This is a genomic window from Pseudomonas sp. Marseille-Q1929 (genome assembly GCF_017316265.1).
Lineage (GTDB): Bacteria > Pseudomonadota > Gammaproteobacteria > Pseudomonadales > Pseudomonadaceae > Aquipseudomonas.
In genome coordinates, this window is sequence record NZ_JAFLWU010000013.1 from 87,640 (window position 1) to 105,429 (window position 17,790).

The 17,790-nt window shown below is 62.6% G+C and carries 19 protein-coding genes; 10 read left to right on the plus strand and 9 right to left on the minus strand.

What is annotated here, in order from left to right:
• Positions 1 to 8: 8 nt before the first annotated feature.
• Positions 9 to 428, minus strand: a complete 420-nt coding sequence (locus J1G37_RS15915; protein WP_207043190.1) for a polyribonucleotide nucleotidyltransferase — start codon at positions 426 to 428, stop codon at positions 9 to 11.
• A gap of 255 nt (positions 429 to 683) precedes the next feature.
• Between J1G37_RS15915 and hrpB the strand changes: the two genes are divergently transcribed.
• Positions 684 to 3,191 carry an ATP-dependent helicase HrpB gene (gene hrpB, locus J1G37_RS15920; protein ID WP_207043192.1) on the plus strand — a complete coding sequence of 836 codons (2,508 nt, stop codon included), beginning with the start codon at positions 684 to 686 and terminating at the stop codon, positions 3,189 to 3,191.
• Positions 3,192 to 3,317: 126 nt separating this feature from the next.
• Here the strand turns inward: hrpB and J1G37_RS15925 are convergent, their stop codons facing one another.
• Complete coding sequence (locus tag J1G37_RS15925; RefSeq protein ID WP_207043196.1) at positions 3,318 to 4,406, minus strand: endonuclease/exonuclease/phosphatase family protein; 1,089 nt, start codon at positions 4,404 to 4,406, stop codon at positions 3,318 to 3,320.
• A 40-nt stretch (positions 4,407 to 4,446) separates the two neighbouring features.
• Positions 4,447 to 5,106 carry a YciC family protein gene (locus J1G37_RS15930; RefSeq protein ID WP_207043203.1) on the minus strand — a complete coding sequence of 220 codons (660 nt, stop codon included), beginning with the start codon at positions 5,104 to 5,106 and terminating at the stop codon, positions 4,447 to 4,449.
• A 180-nt stretch (positions 5,107 to 5,286) separates the two neighbouring features.
• Here J1G37_RS15930 and J1G37_RS15935 point away from each other — a divergent pair, with 180 nt between their 5' ends.
• The 4 genes from J1G37_RS15935 (at position 5,287) to J1G37_RS15950 (ending at position 7,743) form a co-directional block, all read left to right on the plus strand.
• Positions 5,287 to 6,024 (plus strand): DUF2076 domain-containing protein, encoded by a 738-nt coding sequence (locus J1G37_RS15935; RefSeq protein WP_207043204.1) that lies wholly within the window; start codon positions 5,287 to 5,289, stop codon positions 6,022 to 6,024.
• A 128-nt stretch (positions 6,025 to 6,152) separates the two neighbouring features.
• Complete coding sequence (locus J1G37_RS15940; RefSeq protein ID WP_124527830.1) at positions 6,153 to 6,629, plus strand: NYN domain-containing protein; 477 nt, start codon at positions 6,153 to 6,155, stop codon at positions 6,627 to 6,629.
• A 25-nt stretch (positions 6,630 to 6,654) separates the two neighbouring features.
• The gene (locus J1G37_RS15945) at positions 6,655 to 7,266 is read left to right on the plus strand and encodes a 3'-5' exonuclease (RefSeq protein ID WP_207043207.1); all 612 of its coding nucleotides are present in this window, start codon (positions 6,655 to 6,657) and stop codon (positions 7,264 to 7,266) included.
• A gap of 228 nt (positions 7,267 to 7,494) precedes the next feature.
• The gene (locus J1G37_RS15950; protein ID WP_207043208.1) at positions 7,495 to 7,743 is read left to right on the plus strand and encodes an acyl carrier protein; all 249 of its coding nucleotides are present in this window, start codon (positions 7,495 to 7,497) and stop codon (positions 7,741 to 7,743) included.
• Between the two features lie 88 nt (positions 7,744 to 7,831).
• On the opposite strand, the gene J1G37_RS15955 is transcribed toward J1G37_RS15950, so the two are convergent.
• Positions 7,832 to 8,293, minus strand: a complete 462-nt coding sequence (locus J1G37_RS15955; RefSeq protein WP_017737385.1) for an Lrp/AsnC family transcriptional regulator — start codon at positions 8,291 to 8,293, stop codon at positions 7,832 to 7,834.
• A gap of 160 nt (positions 8,294 to 8,453) precedes the next feature.
• Here J1G37_RS15955 and yedA point away from each other — a divergent pair, with 160 nt between their 5' ends.
• Both yedA and J1G37_RS15965 read left to right on the plus strand, forming a co-directional pair.
• Positions 8,454 to 9,350, plus strand: a complete 897-nt coding sequence (gene yedA, locus J1G37_RS15960; protein WP_124527825.1) for a drug/metabolite exporter YedA — start codon at positions 8,454 to 8,456, stop codon at positions 9,348 to 9,350.
• A 47-nt stretch (positions 9,351 to 9,397) separates the two neighbouring features.
• Positions 9,398 to 10,732, plus strand: a complete 1,335-nt coding sequence (locus J1G37_RS15965) for a DEAD/DEAH box helicase (protein ID WP_207043209.1) — start codon at positions 9,398 to 9,400, stop codon at positions 10,730 to 10,732.
• 121 nt (positions 10,733 to 10,853) lie between these two features.
• On the opposite strand, the gene J1G37_RS15970 is transcribed toward J1G37_RS15965, so the two are convergent.
• Entirely contained in the window at positions 10,854 to 12,080 is a 1,227-nt protein-coding gene (locus J1G37_RS15970) for a TIGR03862 family flavoprotein (protein ID WP_207043210.1), read from the minus strand.
• Positions 12,081 to 12,251: 171 nt separating this feature from the next.
• On the minus strand, positions 12,252 to 13,172 hold the full coding sequence (locus J1G37_RS15975) for a histone deacetylase (protein WP_207043211.1): 921 nt from the start codon (positions 13,170 to 13,172) through the stop codon (positions 12,252 to 12,254).
• Positions 13,173 to 13,247: 75 nt separating this feature from the next.
• Between J1G37_RS15975 and J1G37_RS15980 the strand changes: the two genes are divergently transcribed.
• Genes J1G37_RS15980 through J1G37_RS15990 form a run of 3 tightly spaced genes read left to right on the plus strand, consistent with a single transcriptional unit; the run spans position 13,248 to position 15,321 of the window.
• Complete coding sequence (locus J1G37_RS15980; RefSeq protein WP_017737390.1) at positions 13,248 to 13,817, plus strand: GNAT family N-acetyltransferase; 570 nt, start codon at positions 13,248 to 13,250, stop codon at positions 13,815 to 13,817.
• Positions 13,818 to 13,855: 38 nt separating this feature from the next.
• Entirely contained in the window at positions 13,856 to 14,725 is an 870-nt protein-coding gene (tesB, locus tag J1G37_RS15985) for an acyl-CoA thioesterase II (RefSeq protein WP_207043212.1), read from the plus strand.
• A complete protein-coding gene (locus tag J1G37_RS15990) occupies positions 14,722 to 15,321 on the plus strand; it encodes an HAD family hydrolase (protein WP_207043213.1) in 600 nt (199 codons plus the stop codon). The genes tesB and J1G37_RS15990 overlap by 4 nt, the downstream gene beginning before the upstream one ends.
• A gap of 135 nt (positions 15,322 to 15,456) precedes the next feature.
• Here the strand turns inward: J1G37_RS15990 and J1G37_RS15995 are convergent, their stop codons facing one another.
• Genes J1G37_RS15995 through J1G37_RS16005 form a run of 3 tightly spaced genes read right to left on the minus strand, consistent with a single transcriptional unit; the run spans position 15,457 to position 17,790 of the window.
• A complete protein-coding gene (locus J1G37_RS15995; RefSeq protein ID WP_207043214.1) occupies positions 15,457 to 16,431 on the minus strand; it encodes an alpha/beta hydrolase in 975 nt (324 codons plus the stop codon).
• Positions 16,432 to 17,319 carry a neutral zinc metallopeptidase gene (locus J1G37_RS16000; RefSeq protein WP_207043215.1) on the minus strand — a complete coding sequence of 296 codons (888 nt, stop codon included), beginning with the start codon at positions 17,317 to 17,319 and terminating at the stop codon, positions 16,432 to 16,434.
• Positions 17,320 to 17,376: 57 nt separating this feature from the next.
• Complete coding sequence (locus tag J1G37_RS16005) at positions 17,377 to 17,790, minus strand: membrane lipoprotein lipid attachment site-containing protein (RefSeq protein WP_207043216.1); 414 nt, start codon at positions 17,788 to 17,790, stop codon at positions 17,377 to 17,379.

Below are 17,790 nucleotides of genomic sequence, written 5' to 3' on the forward strand. Positions count from 1 at the left end.
TCGAATCCTTAGGCGGCGGGTTGCAGGCCGAGGGAGGCGAGTTGTTGCACGCTGCCCTTGAACTGGATCATGCGCGGGTCGTCCAGCGGCAAGGTGTGGCCGGTTTCTTTCTGGATGATGGTTTGCAGCTTGGCGGTATCGACCTTGCCGTCGGCGCCGATGGCTTCGTGCAGTTTCTCTGGCGCGACTTGCGCGGTCTTGCCCGGTTCGAAGTAGATCGCACCGGTGGCAAAGTCCACACCAAAGGCGATCAGGCCAGGGATCACGTAGAACAACAGGCCCACGGCGTCGAGCACGGCAATGGTCGGGTCGATCTTGCCGTCGATCTGGCCACGGCGATCCGGGTAGAAGATCGAACCGCAGGCCGTCAATTGGCTCAGCAGGGTGACGGCAAGGACACCGCCGATGACACGGGAAGCGATACGCATGGGGAAATCTCCTGAACATGTATTGAGAGTGACTATATGCCAGATCGGCTGAACGACGCCGATCCTATGTGGGAGCTGGCTTGCCTGCGATAGCGGTGGGTCAGCCTACCAATGTGGTACTGATACACCGCCATCGCAGGCAAGCCAGCTCCCACCTTTGATTGCATTCACAATCGAAGTGGGGCGGCGTTTCTGAGACCAGCACCGGCACTCGGCCGTTCGCCGTTATACTCGCCGCTCTGCTTTGGAGCCAGTATGAATTCGTTGCCGATCGATGATGTTTTACCCACCCTGCGTGACGCCTTGGCGAATCGCCATGAAGCCGTGCTGGAAGCACCGCCCGGTGCCGGTAAAACCACCCGCGTGCCGTTGGCGTTGTTGAACGAGCCGTGGCTGGCCGGGCAAACCATCCTGATGCTCGAACCCCGCCGCCTCGCCGCCCGCGCCGCCGCCGAACGGCTGGCCAGCGAGCTGGGGGAAAAGGTCGGTGAAACCGTCGGTTATCGCATCCGTCTCGACAGCAAAGTCGGGCCGAATACGCGTATCGAAGTGGTCACCGAAGGCATCCTCACCCGCCGCTTGCAGGACGACCCGGCGCTGGACGGCGTGGGGCTGCTGATCTTCGACGAGTTCCACGAGCGCAGCCTCGACGCCGACCTTGCGCTGGCCCTGAGCCTCAACGGCCGCGACCTGTTTCGCGATGAGCAGCCGCTGAAAATCCTGCTGATGTCCGCCACTCTTGAAGGCGAGCGCCTGTCCGGCTTGCTCGACAACGCGCCGATTCTGCGCAGCGAAGGGCGCATGTTCCCGGTGCAGATGCGCTGGGGGCGGCCGTACCAGGTCGGGGAATTTATCGAACCGCGCCTGGTGCAGACCATCCTTGAAGCGCTGCACGATGAAAGTGGTAGCGTGCTGGTTTTCCTACCGGGCCAAGCGGAGATTCGTCGGGTCAACCAGCAACTGGCTGACGCCCTCGGTGATCGCACCGATGTGCTGCTCTGCCCGCTGCACGGCGAGCTCGACCTCAACGCCCAACGCGCGGCCATCGACCCGGCGCCCGCCGGCAAACGCAAAGTGGTGCTGGCCACCAACATCGCCGAAACCAGCCTGACCATCAACGGCGTGCGCGTGGTGATCGACGCCGGGCTGGCGCGGGTGCCGCGCTTCGACCCCGGCAGCGGCATGACCCGCCTCGACACCCAGCGCATCTCACGCGCCAGTGCGACCCAGCGTGCCGGTCGGGCCGGGCGCTTGGAACCGGGGGTGTGTTACCGGTTGTGGTCCGAAGACCAGCATGAAGGCCTCGCCGCGTATGGCAGCGCGGAAATCCTCGCTGCCGACCTCGCCGGCCTGGCCTTGCAACTGGCGCGCTGGGGCGTCACGCCCACGCAACTGGTGTGGCTGGATGTGCCGCCCACCGCCGCGTATGCCCAGGCCCAGGATTTGCTGGTGCGGCTTGGCGCCTTGAATGACGACAAACTCACCGCCCACGGCCAGAAAATGGCCGAGTTGCCGGCCCATCCGCGCATCGCCCATTTGCTGTTGCGTGGGCAGGATCTGGGGCTGGCGACCACCGCATGTGATGTCGCGGCGCTGTTGGGCGAGCGCGACATCTTGCGCGGCGGCGGCGCGGATTTGCACAGCCGCCTGGCACTGCTGTCCGGCGAAGAGCGCGCCCGTGGAACCCAAGGCGGCGTGCAGCGGGCCAAGCAATTGGCGCGGCAATACCGTGGCTATTTAAAAGGCAAGGCCACGCAACCGGTGGCCGACCCCGATCACCCGCGCTGGCTCGGCGCCTTGCTGGCGCTGGCCTACCCGGACCGCGTCGCCCAGCAACGTCGCCCCGGTGGCGCCGAATATCGCCTGGCCAATGGCCGCGCGGCGCTGTTCGCCGAAGCCGACAGCCTGATGAAACAAGCGTGGCTGGTGATTGCCGACCTCGGCAGCCGCCAGGGCCAGCGCGAAGAACGCATCTACCTCGCGGCGGACTTTGATCCGGCGCTGTTCGACACGGTGCTCGCCGAGCAGGTGCGCAACGTCGATCAACTCGACTGGGACGAACGCGAAGGCGTGCTGCGCGCCGAACGCCAGCGCAAAGTCGGCGAGTTGGTACTGAGCCGCGAGCCCCTCACCGGCCTCGACGAAGCCGCGCGCAGCCAGGCGCTGGTCAACCTGGTGCGGCGCAAAGGCCTGGAACTGCTGCCGTGGACACCCGAGCTGCGTCAATGGCAAGCCCGCGTCATGCTGCTGCGCCATCTCGATGCCGGCAAAACCAGCGAATGGCCTGACATCAGCGACGGCGCCTTGCTCGCCGGCCTCGAACATTGGCTGATGCCTTACCTCGGCAAAGTCTCGCGCCTGAGCCATTTTTCCAACCTGGATATCTCCAGCTTCCTGCACAACCTGTTGCCCTGGCCGCTGCCCCAGCGCCTCGACGAACTGGCGCCGCAACATGTGAAAGTGCCGTCGGGCTCGTCGGTGCGTCTGGACTACAGCGAACAGCCGCCGATTCTGGCGGTGCGCCTGCAGGAATTGTTCGGCCTGGCGGACACACCGCGTATTGCCGGCGGGCGCCAGGTGGTCAAGTTGCACCTGCTGTCCCCGGCGCGGCGGCCGGTGCAGGTGACGCAGGATCTGGCGAACTTCTGGCGCAGTACCTACGCCGAGGTTAAGAAGGATTTGAAGGGGCGGTACCCGAAGCATTACTGGCCGGATGATCCGTTGGTGGCTGAAGCAACTGCCCGGATCAAACCCCGCAAATAGACACGATGGAGATCAGATGTGGGAGCTGGCTTGCCTGCGATAGCGGTGTATCAGTGACATAGTTTCAGCTGACCCACCGCTATCGCAGGCAAGCCAGCTCCCACAAAAGCCAGTTCCCACAGGGCCTTATTGCGCGGCGGGTAGCAGGAATCGCGCAATCACCGGCAAATGGCTGGAGATGCGCAACGTATCGTCCTGCCGCACCCGGGCTTCCACCCGCTTGATGCGCGGGCTATAGAACAGATAATCAAGGGTACGATCCGGGCCATCGAGGCTCGGGTCATTGGGGAAATTCGTCAGCCATTTCTCCCGGTCGATGCCGCTGGATTGACTGTTACTCGGGATCATCGGGTATTTGTCCCACAGCAGATGCAGCTCGCTGTCTGGCGAATACTGTCCGCGTTTAGCCGCGTCCAGGCGTAGGAATTGCCCCAGCGGCAGCAGGTTGAAATCCCCACCGATCAACCAGGGTGTGCCCCGGCCTTCGAATTTATCCAGCAGCTTGAGCGTGGCTTGCACTTGCCCTTGCACGGCACTGCGCCCAGGCGCGTTGCCGTCCAGGCGGGTGTTGAGCACGGCCAGTTGGCCACCGTCGCTCAGGGGCAGGTACGTCAGCAGCAGGGCGGGCTTGGGTTGGAACTGGCGGCTGAGGAGATTGGCCTCGGGCGCAGGCAATTGCAGGCGCTCGGCGTGTTCGATCTGGTAGCGGCTGAGGGTCGCCAGCTTGCGGCCGACGCTGCCGAAGATGTGCCGGTCGGGGACGAAGTCGGCTTTCCAGTCGAAGGCCTGGGCGCTGCATGGGTAGAGGTCGACCAGGCGCTCTTGCAACAGGGCTAGCTGGTCCTGGTAGTGGGAGGGTTTGGCGTTTTCGTCGAGTTCCTGCAACAGCAGGAGGTCGGGCTGTTCGTCGCGGATCACCCGGGCCACTTCGTCGAGGCTGAACGCCATGTCTTCGACAGTGGGGCGCTCATCCGGGCCGCTGCCGTCGGCGGTGTCGTACCAGAAGACGTAGTTCTTGCCGGCCAGGTACTGCACGTTCCAGGTCATGACCTTGAGCGCCTGCCCCGGCAGCAGGGTCGGCGCACGCGGTGCCACGCAGCTGACGGGCAGGGTTTCCTTGAGCTCGGGGCGCCAGGTCAGGCTGTAGATCAGGGCACTGAGCAGGCCTGCGCTGATCAACAGGCCCAGCAGGGTGATGCGCAATAAACGGGTCATCGGCTCGGCTTATAGCGTTTCAGAGGTGGCACGGAGCATATCACCGCGCGTCGGCATCGCCACCGATCAGCATGAATAAACGGAACAACACCACGCTGGTAAACAGCTGCAGGAAGCTGTGGGCGCTGTCCATCACCAACCCCAGTAGCGGAGCGGGCGTTGGGTAGGCCGCGACACTGGCACCCTTGAGCAGCCACAGCGGCGTCATCACGCACAGCAGGCACACCAGGATGCGCCAGAAATGCCCACGGGTCAGACGCAAGCTTTCCTTCATCGCCTCCAGCGCCGACATGCCGCGCAGCACCAGCAGGTATTCGGCAAACGCCAGCACCACCATCAACCACAACCCTGGCAGGAAATACAGCGACAGCCCCAGCAGGATCAACAGCGTGCTCATGGCCGTCAGCAGCGCAAAGCGCGGCCACAGGGTCAGGGCCATGGCCCATACATCCTTGGTGCGCGGCGACTCGCCACGGGTGCGGGCGTCGAGAAACAGGATCAAGGCGCCGGTGTACAGCGGGTACACCAGCAACCCGACCACCACGCTGTAGCCGGGGAACGCATCCGCGCCCAGCGTGTGGTCGAGTACCTGTTGCAGCAGGGCTTCGAGGATCACCAGCGGCAGGCACAACTGGACGATGGCGCCCAGGTTGCCGAGGGTGAAACGAAAGGAGTCGCGCAGCACGTCTAACGGATTCATCAAGTTCTTCGCAGGCCTGAAAGCAAGGGCAACACTTTACCCGATCGCGACCTTTGGCACGCAAACGTAAACCTTGCGTAAAGACCATTGAAACAACTCGTAACACCCCCATAACTAGATCGCACTCAGCCTGACGTCAGGCGAGGCCACGATTTTTACCGGCAATCTAACGAGGTCGCCATGAACAGCGAAGAGCAAACCCTGATCGATGGACTGTTTTCACGGTTGCAACAAGCCGAAACGGACTCAGCCCCCCGCGACGCCCTGGCCGAAGCGCGGATCAAGGAGCACATGACGCGCCAACCGGCGGCCGGGTACTACATGACCCAGTCGATCCTGGTGCAGGAACATGCGCTCAAGAGCCTCGACGCGCAGAACAAGCAGCAGGCGCAGCAGATCCAGCAATTGCAGGAAGAGTTACAGCGCGCCAAAGCCCAAGCGGCACCCGCCGCAGCGCCGAGCAGCGGTGGCTTCCTGTCGAGCATCTTTGGTGGCGGCGGTTCCCGTGAACAGCCACCGGCCCAGAGCGCGGCGCCATCGTCGGGTGGCTGGCGTGAGCCGACGCGTCCGTCGTTCAGCCAGCCGCCTGCGCCGCAACAAAGTTATCAACAGCCTCCCGCTGCCGCTCCAGTGGGCAGTGGCTTCCTCGGCGGGGCGATGAAAACCGCCGCTGGCGTGGCCGGTGGTGTATTGCTGGCCGAAGGCATCAGCAGCCTGTTCCATCACAACCAGCAGCCGCAGGTGGTGGAAGAAATCATCGAACAACCGGCACCGGCCAGCGATCAAGGCGGCTGGGGCAACGACGACCAGAAGTTTGCCGGCAACGACAACTGGGGCAGCAACAACTCGGACAGCTTTGCCGACAGCGATTATTCCGACGATTCCTTCACCGATGGCGACGACGATTCCTTCGTCTGACCCTCCCAAGCCTGGCGCGCTTCGTCGCGCCGGGCTGATTTTTCTCGGAAACGCCCCCATGGCTGGCATACTGGCGCCTTTGCGGGCGTGCGCGCCCGGCATCCAAGTGGCTGTCATGGGGAAGTGCGGTGAAGAAAATTGCAGTGTTCGCCGATGTACAAAACCTCTACTACACCGTGCGCCAAGCGTATGGCTGCCACTTCAACTACGCCGCCCTGTGGGCTGACATCAGCTCGCGCGGGCAGATCGTCGAGGCGTACGCCTATGCCATCGACCGGGGCGACAGCAAGCAGCAGCAATTCCAGCAGATCCTGCGCAACCTGGGCTTCACGGTAAAACTCAAGCCCTACATCCAGCGCAGCGACGGCTCGGCCAAGGGCGACTGGGACGTGGGCATCACCCTCGACATCATGGACGCCGCCGACCACGTCGACGAAATCGTCCTGGCTTCCGGCGACGGTGATTTCGACATGCTGCTCGAACGCATCATCAACAAGCATGGCGTCGAAGCCGTGGCCTACGGCGTGCCGGGGCTGACGGCCAATTCGCTGATACGCGCTGCCAGCCGCTACGTGCCGATCGAAGGCGCGTTGCTGCTCAAATAAATAGTTAGACGGAGTTGGAACAGGTTTGGAACGTATAGCGGTCATCGACTTTGAAACCACCGGCATCAGCCCCAGCAGCCAGTGCCGCGCCACGGAAATCGCCGTGGTCATCCTGGAGCACGGCCAGATCGTGGACCGCTACCAGAGCCTGATGAAAACCGGCGTGCACGTGCCCGCGTTCATCGAACAACTCACCGGCATCAGCAACACCATGCTGCGCAGCGCGCCACCGGCGGAGCGGGTGATGAATGAGGTCAATGAGTTCGTCGGCACTACGCCGTTGCTGGCGCATAACGCCGCGTTCGACCAGAAGTTCTGGGACTTTGAACTGGGCTTGATCCGCCGAACCCGCCTGCAAAAGTTCGCTTGTTCGTTGCTGCTGGCGCGGCGGTTGATGCCGACGGCGCCGAATCACAAGCTCGGCACGCTGAACACATTTGCCCAACTGCCCCATACCGGCAAGGCTCACCGGGCGATGGCGGATGCGGAAATGGCAGCCAACCTTACGGCGCATCTGGCGCAGGAATTGCGCGGTACGCATGGTTTACGCGAACTGTCCCACGACCTGCTGTGCAGCTTGCAGAAAGTCCCGGCGGCAAAAATCACCGAACACCTCAAGAAACATCGCGGGTTTTAACCCCACCACATTCCCCTGTGGGAGCGGGCTTGCCCGCGATGACGGTGTGTCAGGCAGTGCAAATGCTGGCTGACCCACCGCCATCGCAGGCAAGCCAGCTCCCACAGGGGTTATGTGTCGTTCATCGAGACTGTGTGCAGTCCAGCGCCTGATCCACGACCACTTTCGCCATCTCCACCAAATCTGGTATCTGTTTCGATATTGGAAGAGGGCAAGGAGATTGGCGAAATGAGGGCTCAGATCAGCGAAAGGGTCATTCAATTGTTCGTTGAAATAATTGGCTTCATCGACCATAGCCAAGTATCAGAGCAAACGAACTTCATCCATGACTTCAAGATCATCGATGACGACCTGACCTGTTTCATCATGCAGATCAAGTGGCAATTCAACCTGCGTGCGACTCAGGAAGATTGGGATCACTTCACCACGATCAAGCAGGTTGTGGATCTGATTGAACAGCGCTCAAGTCCGCTGTGAGGCAACTGACGCCATCGCGGGCAAGCCCGGCTCCCACAGTGGAATGCATTCCAACTGTGGGAGCTGGCTTGCCTGCGATAGCGATCGTTCAGCCACCACTTTTCCCATTGCTCTCCAACTGCGCCAACGGCACCCGCCGCTCTATCGCACTCGACAAAATAATCGACGTCTTGCTGAAGCCAAACTTGGCGACCCGGTTGATCAAATTTTCCAACTCCGGCATCGAACCCACCGCCGCTTGCATGATCACGCACGGATCGCCCGTTACCCGATGGCATTCCGTCAGCTCGGGAATTTCCGCCAGGGCGTCATACACCTTCTGGCTGCCGTGATTGGTCAATCGCAGTTCAATCACACACTGAATCGGCAAGCCGACCTTGGACAGATCGACCTTGGCCTGATACCCGGTGATCACCCCGCTGGCCTCCAACTTGGCCACCCGCTCAGCCACGGCCGGTGCCGAGAGGTTCACCGTGCGCGCCAGTTGGGCGTAGGACGCACGGCCGTCTTCGAGCAGGGCGCTGAGGAGCATGCGGTCGTATTTGTCCATGATAAGGCTCCAGTTGCGTGTGGCTTTCGAAAGCATGGGTTATAGCCTTCATAACCATGCTTTGAAAAGTGTATGGGCGGTTTAAACAGGTTTTGTAACTTATGTTTAAGGGCCTGCCTTTTTAGAATAAGCATCCCACCTCCTGCCATAGAGCCACCCAATGCCTGGCCCAAGTCGCTTTCCCTTACCGTTGATCGCCGCTTTTTTTGCGTTGTATGTGATCTGGGGTTCCACCTATCTGGTGATCCGCATTGGCGTGGAGTACTGGCCGCCACTGATGCTCGGCGGGATTCGCTTTTTGGCGGCGGGGGCGGTGATGTATGGCTTTCTGCGCTGGCGCGGGGTGCCGGCGCCGACGTGGGAGCAGTGGAAGGCGTGCGCGAAGATCGGCATTTTGCTGCTGACCTTCGGCAACGGCGCGGTGACGTTGGCCGAGCATTCCGGGGTGTCGTCCGGGGTGGCCGCTCTGGCGGTGGCGACGGTGCCGTTGTTCACCTTGCTCTGTGGGTATTTCTGGGGCGCGCGTAATACCCGTCTGGAATGGGCGGGTGTGATCCTGGGGATTGCCGGTATCGCCATGCTCAATATGGGCAGCACCTTGCAATCGAGCCCGATGGGCGCTGCGTTGCTGCTGTTTGCCGCCGCTTCGTGGGCATTCGGTTCGGTGTGGAGCCGCCGCTTGCCGCTGCCCCAGGGCGCGATGGCCAGTGCCGCGGAGATGCTGGTGGCGGGCGTTACGCTGCTGATCGGCAGCGCGTTGACCGGTGAACGCTTGCAAGCCATGCCGCCGCTGGAAGGCTGGCTGGCGCTGGCGTACCTGGCCGTGTTCGGCTCGATCATCGCCTTCAACGCCTATATGTACCTGCTCAAGCACGTACGTCCGGCAGCGGCGACCAGTTACGCCTATGTGAACCCGGCGGTGGCGGTGTTGCTCGGGATTGTGTTCGTTGGCGAGACCATCGGCATGGAGGAAGCCCTGGCGATGCTGGTAATCATCAGTGCCGTCCTGCTGATCAGCCTGCCCCAGTGGCGCAAGCCGAAGCCCGAAATAAGGTAAACTGCGGCGCATTGCGTGCTTGCGCTGAATTTTCCTACGGTAACTACATGACTTTCGCCTCCCTTGGCCTGATCGAACCCTTGCTGCGCGCCCTTGAGACGCTTGGCTACCAGACCCCGACGCCGGTGCAGGCGCAAGCCATTCCGGCGGTGCTGGCCGGTCGCGACCTGATGGCTGCGGCCCAGACCGGTACCGGCAAGACCGCCGGTTTCGCCCTGCCGCTGCTGCAACTGCTGACCCTGGAAGGGCCGAAAGTCGCCGCCAACTCGGCGCGTGCACTGATCCTGTGCCCAACCCGCGAGCTGGCCGAGCAGGTTCACGCCAGCGTCGCCGAGTACGCGCAAAACCTGCCGTTGACCACTTACGCGGTGTACGGCGGCGTGAGCATCAACCCGCAGATGATGAAGCTGCGCAAGGGCGTCGACATCCTGGTCGCCACCCCTGGCCGCCTGATCGACCTGTTCCGCCAGAACGCGCTGAAGCTTAATCAGCTGCAAACCCTGGTGCTGGACGAAGCCGACCGCATGCTCGACCTGGGCTTCTCCGAAGAGCTGGCGAACATCTACCGCATGCTGCCGAAAAAGCGCCAGACTTTGCTGTTCTCCGCGACCTTCTCCGATGACATCCGCCTGCTCGCCGGGCAGATGCTCAACGACCCGCTGAGCATCGAAGTCAGCCCGCGCAACGTCGCCGCCAACACCGTGAAACAGTGGGTGGTGCCGGTGGACAAGAAGCGCAAGCCGGAGCTGTTTGTGCACCTGATGCGCAAGGGCCGCTGGAAGCAGGTGCTGGTGTTCGCCAAGACCCGTAACGGCGTGGACGCGCTGGTGGACAAGTTGCAGGGCCTGGGCATCAACGCCGACGGCATCCATGGCGACAAACCCCAAGCCACGCGCCAACGTGCGCTGGACCGCTTCAAGTCGAGCGAAGTGCAGATCCTGGTGGCCACCGACGTGGCGGCCCGTGGCCTGGACATCGAAGACCTGCCGCTGGTGATCAACTTCGACCTGCCGATCGTGGCGGAAGACTACATCCACCGTATCGGTCGTACCGGCCGTGCGGGCAACACCGGTGAGGCGATTTCCCTGGTGTGTGCCGATGAAGTGAACATGCTGTCGGCCATCGAGATGCTCACGCGTCAGACGTTGACCCGCAAGATGGAGCCGGACTTCGAACCGGAGCACCGTGTGCCGGACACCGATGCCAGTGGGCAGGTGGTGAAGAAGCCGAAAAAGCCGAAGAAACCTAAAGCTTCCGGTGGCGGCGGTAAACGCAACCTGGGCAAATGGGTGGACAGCGGGGACGTGGCGCCGTCGGAGCCTTCGATCAAGCCGGTGCGCAAGGTGCCGGTGTTTAATACTGGGCCGCGTAAGAAGAAGTGATTTTTCGGTGGGGCTGATGGCCTCATCGCAGGCAAGCCAGCTCCCACATTTTGATGTGTGAATAGCGTCAAATGTGGGAGCTGGCTTGCCTGCGATGGCGGCCTTGAATCCACCCCAAATCTCAGCGCCTAAGCCACTCCACCATCCCCCGCCCAGCCGCTCGCCCGCTGGCAAAACACCCCGTCAGCAAGTACCCGCCCGTCGGCGCTTCCCAGTCCAGCATCTCTCCCGCACAAAACACCCCTGGCAATTGCTTGAGCATCAAGCGCTCATCCAGCGCTTCGAACGGCACGCCGCCAGCGGTGCTGATCGCTTCGTCCATTGGTCGGGTTTTCACCAGCGTCAGCGGCAGGGCTTTGATGGCGGCGGCCAGTTGCGCCGGGTCATTGAAGTGTTCAGCAGGCGCCAGCTCACGCAACAGCGCAGCCTTCACACCATCCAGCCCCAACTGGCTGTGCAAGTGTTTGCTCATCGAACGCGAACCACGGGGTTTGGCCAACGCAGCCCGAATCTTGTCCACAGGCTTGCTCGGCAACAGGTCGATATGCACCGTGGCTGAGCCGGTCTGGTTGATCGCCTCGCGTATCGGTGCCGACAGCGCGTAAATCAGGCTGCCCTCGATCCCGGTGGCGGTGACCACGCACTCGCCGAGCCGAGGTTTTTCGTCGCCCAAGCCGATGGCAACGTTTTTCAGCGGCGCGCCAGCGAATTTGCTGACCATCAACTCGCTCCAGGCCGACACCTCGAAGCCGCAGTTGCTCGGTTGCAGCGGCGCATTGCGCACGCCTTTGTCTTCCAGCAACTTGAGCCACGCACCGTCGGAGCCCAGGCGCGACCAACTGCCGCCGCCGAGGGCCAGCAGCACCGCATCGCTGTGGACAGTTTTTTCGCCGTCGGGACTGTGGATAAGTAAGTCACCGTCGGCATTCCAGCCAGTCCAACGATGCCGGGTGTGGATAACCACGCCCTGATCCCGCAGGCGCTTGAGCCAGGCGCGCAGCAGGGGCGCGGCTTTCATGTCGGTAGGAAAGACCCGGCCGGAGGTGCCGACAAAGGTTTCGATACCCAGGCCGTGTATCCATTCGCACAAAGCCTCGGCGCCAAACCCACGCAGCAGCGGGGCCATGTGTGGCGCGCGCTCGGCATAGCGCGACAGGAACGCCGGGTAGGCTTCGGAGTGGGTGATGTTCATGCCGCCCACGCCGGCTAGCAGGAATTTCCGGCCTACGGATGGCATGCCGTCGTACACATCCACGCGCAGCCCCGCCTGGCTCAAGACTTCGGCGGCCATCAGCCCGGCAGGGCCGCCGCCGATGATGGTGACGTGTTGAGGTGGGGTCTGGGGCATGGCAAGGGCTACGGTCGAATAAACAGGGCGAGCATTCTACCCGACGAGAACGCAAACGACTGATCAAAAAATGTACACCTTCCTACAAGCCATACAGATATTGGCTCTTAGCCGCTTACGCTCAAGTTATCCACAGGCCGTTCCACAGGCATTGTGGGTAACGCGCACAATTCAATGACAGCCTGATGACGTCCACACCCGCTGCGCGCTGTGGTGCAGGATACCGTGGCGCCGGGCCAGGGCAGGGCGGTCTTTGCTGTAGCCGCCGCCGATCACGCCCATCACCGGGATGTCGCGGCCCAGGCAGTGGCGCATCACGCTTTCATCGCGGGCGGCGACGCCTTGGTCTGTCAGCTTGAGGTAACCGAGGGCGTCGTCCTTGTGCACATCGACGCCGGCGTCGTACAGCACCAGGTCCGGCTGGTAGAGCGGCAGCAGGTAGTTGAGCGCGTCGTCCACCACCTTGAGGTAATCGGCGTCGCCCATGCCCATGGGCAGTGGGATGTCCCAGTCGCTCTGGGCCTTGCGCGCGGGGAAGTTCTTTTCGCAATGCAGCGACACGGTGATGGCGTCCGGCGTGTCGTGGAGGATGCGTGCGGTGCCATCACCCTGGTGCACGTCGCAGTCGAAGATCAGCACGCGATTGACCCGGCCGCTGGCCAGCAGGTAATGGCTGATCACCGCCAGGTCATTGAAGATGCAAAAGCCCGCTGGGTAATCGTAGTGGGCGTGGTGGGTGCCGCCGGCGAGGTGGCAGGCGAGGCCGTGTTCCAGCGCCTGTTCGGCGGCGAGGATCGAACCGCCGACCGCGCGCACCGTGCGCCGGGCCAGGGCTTCGTTCCACGGCAGGCCGAGGCGGCGCTGGTCTTCGCGGGACAGTTCGCCGCCCATGTAGCGTGCGATGTAGCCGGGGTCATGGGCCAGGGCCAGGATCTCGGGTGGGCACAGTTGCGGGCGCAGCAGTTGGCTGTCCTCGGTCAGCCCGCTGGACACGAGGTGGTCACGCAACAGGCGGAACTTGTCCATGGGGAAGCGGTGGTCCGCCGGGAACTCGGGGCTGTAGTCATCGTGATAGATCAGTGGCAAAGGCATGGGATTTTCTGATGGGAACCTGCGACGGATCTTACCCGCGTTGTACACTCACGCACATGGCAAGGGAGGGGACCCATGGAGCCGATACTCGAACTGGAAAGCGCAAGGCTGGTGCTGCGCCAATGGCGCGACAGCGACCTGCCGGAGTTTGCGCGCATGTGCGCCGACGACCAGGTGATGCGCTACTTCCCGGCCAAATTGAGCCACCTGGAAAGCGCCGCGCTGATCGGGCGGATTCGCGGCCACTTCGCCGAATACGGCTTTGGCCTGTGGGCCTTGCAGCGCAAGGATACAGGCGAGTTCATCGGCCTCACCGGGCTGCTGAATGTCGGCTTTGACGCGGCGTTCACCCCGGCGGTCGAGATCGGCTGGCGCCTGGCCCGCGAGCATTGGGGCCTGGGTTACGCGAGCGAGGCGGCCTGGACCGCATTACGCGCGGGATTCGATCGCTTGCAACTGGATGAAATCGTCGCCTTCACCACCGAAGCCAACATGCCCTCACAAAAAGTCATGCAGGCCATCGGTATGCATTACGATCCCCAGGCAGATTTTGCACACCCCAAGGTCGCAGCCGATGACCCGCTGCGCCATCATGTGTTGTACCGCATCACCCGCGCCCAATGGTTGGACACGCTGCACGGATAAGCAGCCCGGAATGCCCTATAGATGTTAGGAGTTGCTCTATGAGCCAAGTATTGGAAGATCTGGTGGACCTGCTGACCCTGGAACCGATCGAGGAAAACCTCTTTCGCGGCCGCAGCCAGGACCTGGGTTTTCGCCAACTGTTCGGCGGCCAGGTGCTCGGCCAGTCGCTGTCGGCCGCCAGCCAGACCGTAGAAGAAGCGCGGCACGTGCACTCCCTGCATGGTTATTTCCTGCGCCCCGGCGATGCGAAACTGCCGGTGGTGTATTCAGTGGACCGCGTGCGTGATGGCGGCAGCTTCAGCACCCGTCGGGTCACCGCGATCCAGAAGGGCAACCCGATCTTCACCTGCAGCGCCTCGTTCCAGTACGACGAAGAAGGCTTCTCGCACCAGAGCACCATGCCCGTGGTGGTCGGCCCGGAAAACCTGCCGTCGGAGCTGGAACTGACCCAGCAACGCGCGCACCTGATCCCCGAGCATATGCGCGACAAGCTGCTGTGCCCCAAGCCCATCGAAGTGCGCCCGGTCACCGAAAAAGACCCGTTCAACCCGCAGCCGTCCGACCCGGTCAAGTACGTGTGGTTTCGTGCTGATGGCGCTTTGGCCGACACCCCTGCGCTGCACAAATACCTGTTGGCCTACGCGTCGGACTTCGGCTTGCTGACCACCTCGCTGCTGCCCCATGGCAAGACCGTGTGGCAGAAAGATATGCAGGTCGCCAGCCTCGACCACGCGCTGTGGTTCCACGCCGACCTGCGCGCCGATGACTGGTTGCTGTATGCCATGGACAGCCCGTGGGCCGGCAATTCCCGTGGGTTTTCCCGGGGGAGCGTGTACAACCGTGCTGGGCAGTTGGTGGCGTCGGTGACTCAGGAAGGTTTGATCCGCCATCGCAAGGACTGGGCATGAGCCTGTCAGACGTCAAACACTGGGTGTTCGACATGGACGGCACCCTGACGGTGGCCGTGCATGATTTTGCGGCGATTCGCGCGGCGTTGGAGATTCCGCCTGAGGACGACATCCTCACCCACCTGGCGGCGTTGCCCAAGGAGGTCGCGGCGGCCAAGCATGCGTGGTTGCTGGAGCATGAGCGCGAGCTGGCGCTGGGTTCGGTGGCCGCAGAAGGCGCCGTGGAACTGGTGCGCGAGTTGGCCGGGCGCGGTTATCGCCTGGGCATCCTGACCCGCAACGCGCGGGAATTGGCGCACATTACCCTGGAGGCGATTGGTTTGGCGGACTGCTTTGCCATCGAGGATGTGCTGGGGCGTGATGATGCCAAGCCGAAGCCGGACCCGGATGGGTTGTTGAAACTGGCGGCGGCGTGGGATGTGGCGCCGGGCGAAATGGTGATGGTGGGGGATTACCGCTTTGACCTGGATTGCGGCCGGGCGGCGGGGGCGCGCACGGTGTTGGTCAATTTGCCGGAGAATCCGTGGCCGGCGCTTGTCGATTGGCATGCTGAGGATTGCGCGGCCTTGCGGCGGATGATCCAGCCCAGACAATAGAGATCAACTGTGGGAGCTGGCTTGCCTGCGATGGCATCACCTCGGTGCAACTGAAAGACCGAGTCGCCTGCATCGCAGGCAAGCCAGCTCCCACAAAAGCCAGCTCCCACATTTTTGATTGGGTCTCTTCAGTTGTTATTGGGCAAACAACACCTTCTGCCCCTCTGGCGACGTAAACATCCCATCCCCGTTATGCCCCACCCCCGGCACCTCAACCAACCGATGCCCCAACTGCGGATGCCGCTGCTTGAGGTAGTCAAAATAGTTATGCCCACGAACCAACCGATACGCCCCCTGGGTCTCGGCCTCACAGCCTTTGTCCAGCGCGTGGTGATTCGGGTCGGTGTCCTGCTGGCCCAGCAGGTAAGTGATGTCGCGTGACACATATGCCTGTTCAAGCTGCGCCGGGCTCTGGCCCTTGGCGTAGGCCGGCAAGTTCTGCATGCCGTATTTCCAGTCGTTGAACCCCGGGCAACTGGCCGCATCGAACTTCACCGGCCGCTGCGGGCTGAAGTAGGCGTAGGACGAAGGGTTCGCCACCACATAGCGCAGGCTGATGCCTTCGGTTTGCAGCTTCGGGTGGTCGTGGCTGGTGAGGGCAAAACGCTGTACCACCTGGCCGCCACCGGAATGCCCGGCTACGACAATTTCCTTCAATGCTGGGAACAGCTTGCGGTTGCCCAGGTGTTTGATGATTTGGTCGAGTGCGCCGTAGGAACTGATGTGCCCCGGGCCGGTGGACGGTTCGCCGGCCATCCAGCCATTGTCGGTCCAGCGCAGTATCTGGTTGTCCAGATGCTCGTGTTGCGCATCCGCCTCGATCAGAAAGCGCGGGGCGATCACCAAGGTGTTGGCGCCTTGTCCGGCATTTGCGGTGGCCTTTTCGCCACTTTCCAGGTAGGTCTGCGCATCACGCAGGCGACCGTGCACGATGATCAGCGCACGGGTCACGTCTGGTAGCGGCTGGCGCCAATCCTGGCTCAGGCCGACGCTCAGGTCGCCGGCCTGCAGGGGGAATCGATCAAGACTGGCTTCCTTGGCACCGTGTCCGGCCGCCCAGGTTGAACAACTGACTAACAGGCCCAGCAGCAATCCCAATCGTTTATTCATTTAAAGACTCTTGGCGGAAAAGGTATCGCATTGAGTGATCTGGCCCTGGGCGAAGCCGGTCTTGAACCAGCGTACGCGCTGCGCCGAGGTGCCGTGGGTAAACGAGTCCGGCACCACGCGGCCCTGACCCTGTTGCTGCAAACGGTCATCGCCGATGGCGTTGGCCGCGTTCAGCGCTTCTTCGATATCGCCGGGTTCCAGCCAGTTCAGGCGCTTTTGCGCGCGGTTGGCCCATACGCCGGCAAAGCAGTCGGCTTGCAGTTCCTGGCGGACCAGCAGGCCGCCGTCGCCTTGCATCTGCCGGCCTTGTTGCCGTGCCGCCTGGATTTTCGAAGAGATACCCAGCAACGTCTGCACATGGTGCCCGACTTCGTGGGCGATCACGTAGGCCTGGGCGAAGTCGCCCGCAGCCTGGAAGCGTTGCGACATTTCCCGGAAGAAATCCAGGTCCAGGTACACCTGCTGGTCCGCGGGGCAATAGAAGGGGCCGCTGGCCGACGTGGCGCCACCGCAGGCGGAATTCACCCGACCACGGAACAGGATCAGTTTCGGGTTCTTGTAGGCCAGGCCGTTTTCCTGGAACACCTGGGCCCAGGTGTCTTCGGTATCACCGAGCACCGCGCGGACAAAATCCGCCTGCTCGTCGTTGGCCGGCGGCGCCTGGCGCGTTTGCGTGCTGACCGACGGCGCCTGTTCCATCTGGCCGGTGAGCTGGCCGAGGATCTGCAACGGGTCCTGGCCGGTCAGCCAGCCAATGCCGACGATCAGCACGATGGCGGTCAGGCTCAAGCCCTTGCCGCCACCAAAGCGCATGCCGCCACCGCCGCCGCCACTGTCATCGCGGGCATCCACCACGTTGTCGCTGCGTCGGCCTTTTTTCCATAGCATGGGGGCAATCCTCTCGGTGAACGGTCCTACAAGTAAGTGGGATGAGTATGGACGTTATTAGCGGCAGTAGCCTTCGCCGGTTGCTACGATCAGGCAGTCCTTTTTATCCGCCAGCCACTTCAGGCCGGTGGCTTCGCCGTCACCGGCGCGCAGCAGTTGCGGGCCGTCCGGACGGGTGAAGGCGATGCCGTCTTCGGCGGCTTCACCTTTGAAGGTGCCCGAGTCGTCGGCATCGAGACCGTATTGCATGGTAAGGATGTAGTGACCACGGCCGATGCTGTCGTCCTTGGCGATGGTCAGGTGCAGGCCCTCGACGCCAATCCACTTGCCGACCCATTGGTCGGTGGGCGGGGTTGCCGGCACCAGCGTCGCTTGCACGGAGGCGGGCGCGGGCTTGGGGGCTTCCTTGGTTTCCTGGTTGCAAGCGGCAAGCAGGGCAACGGCAGACAGAACGAACAGGGTTTTTTTCAT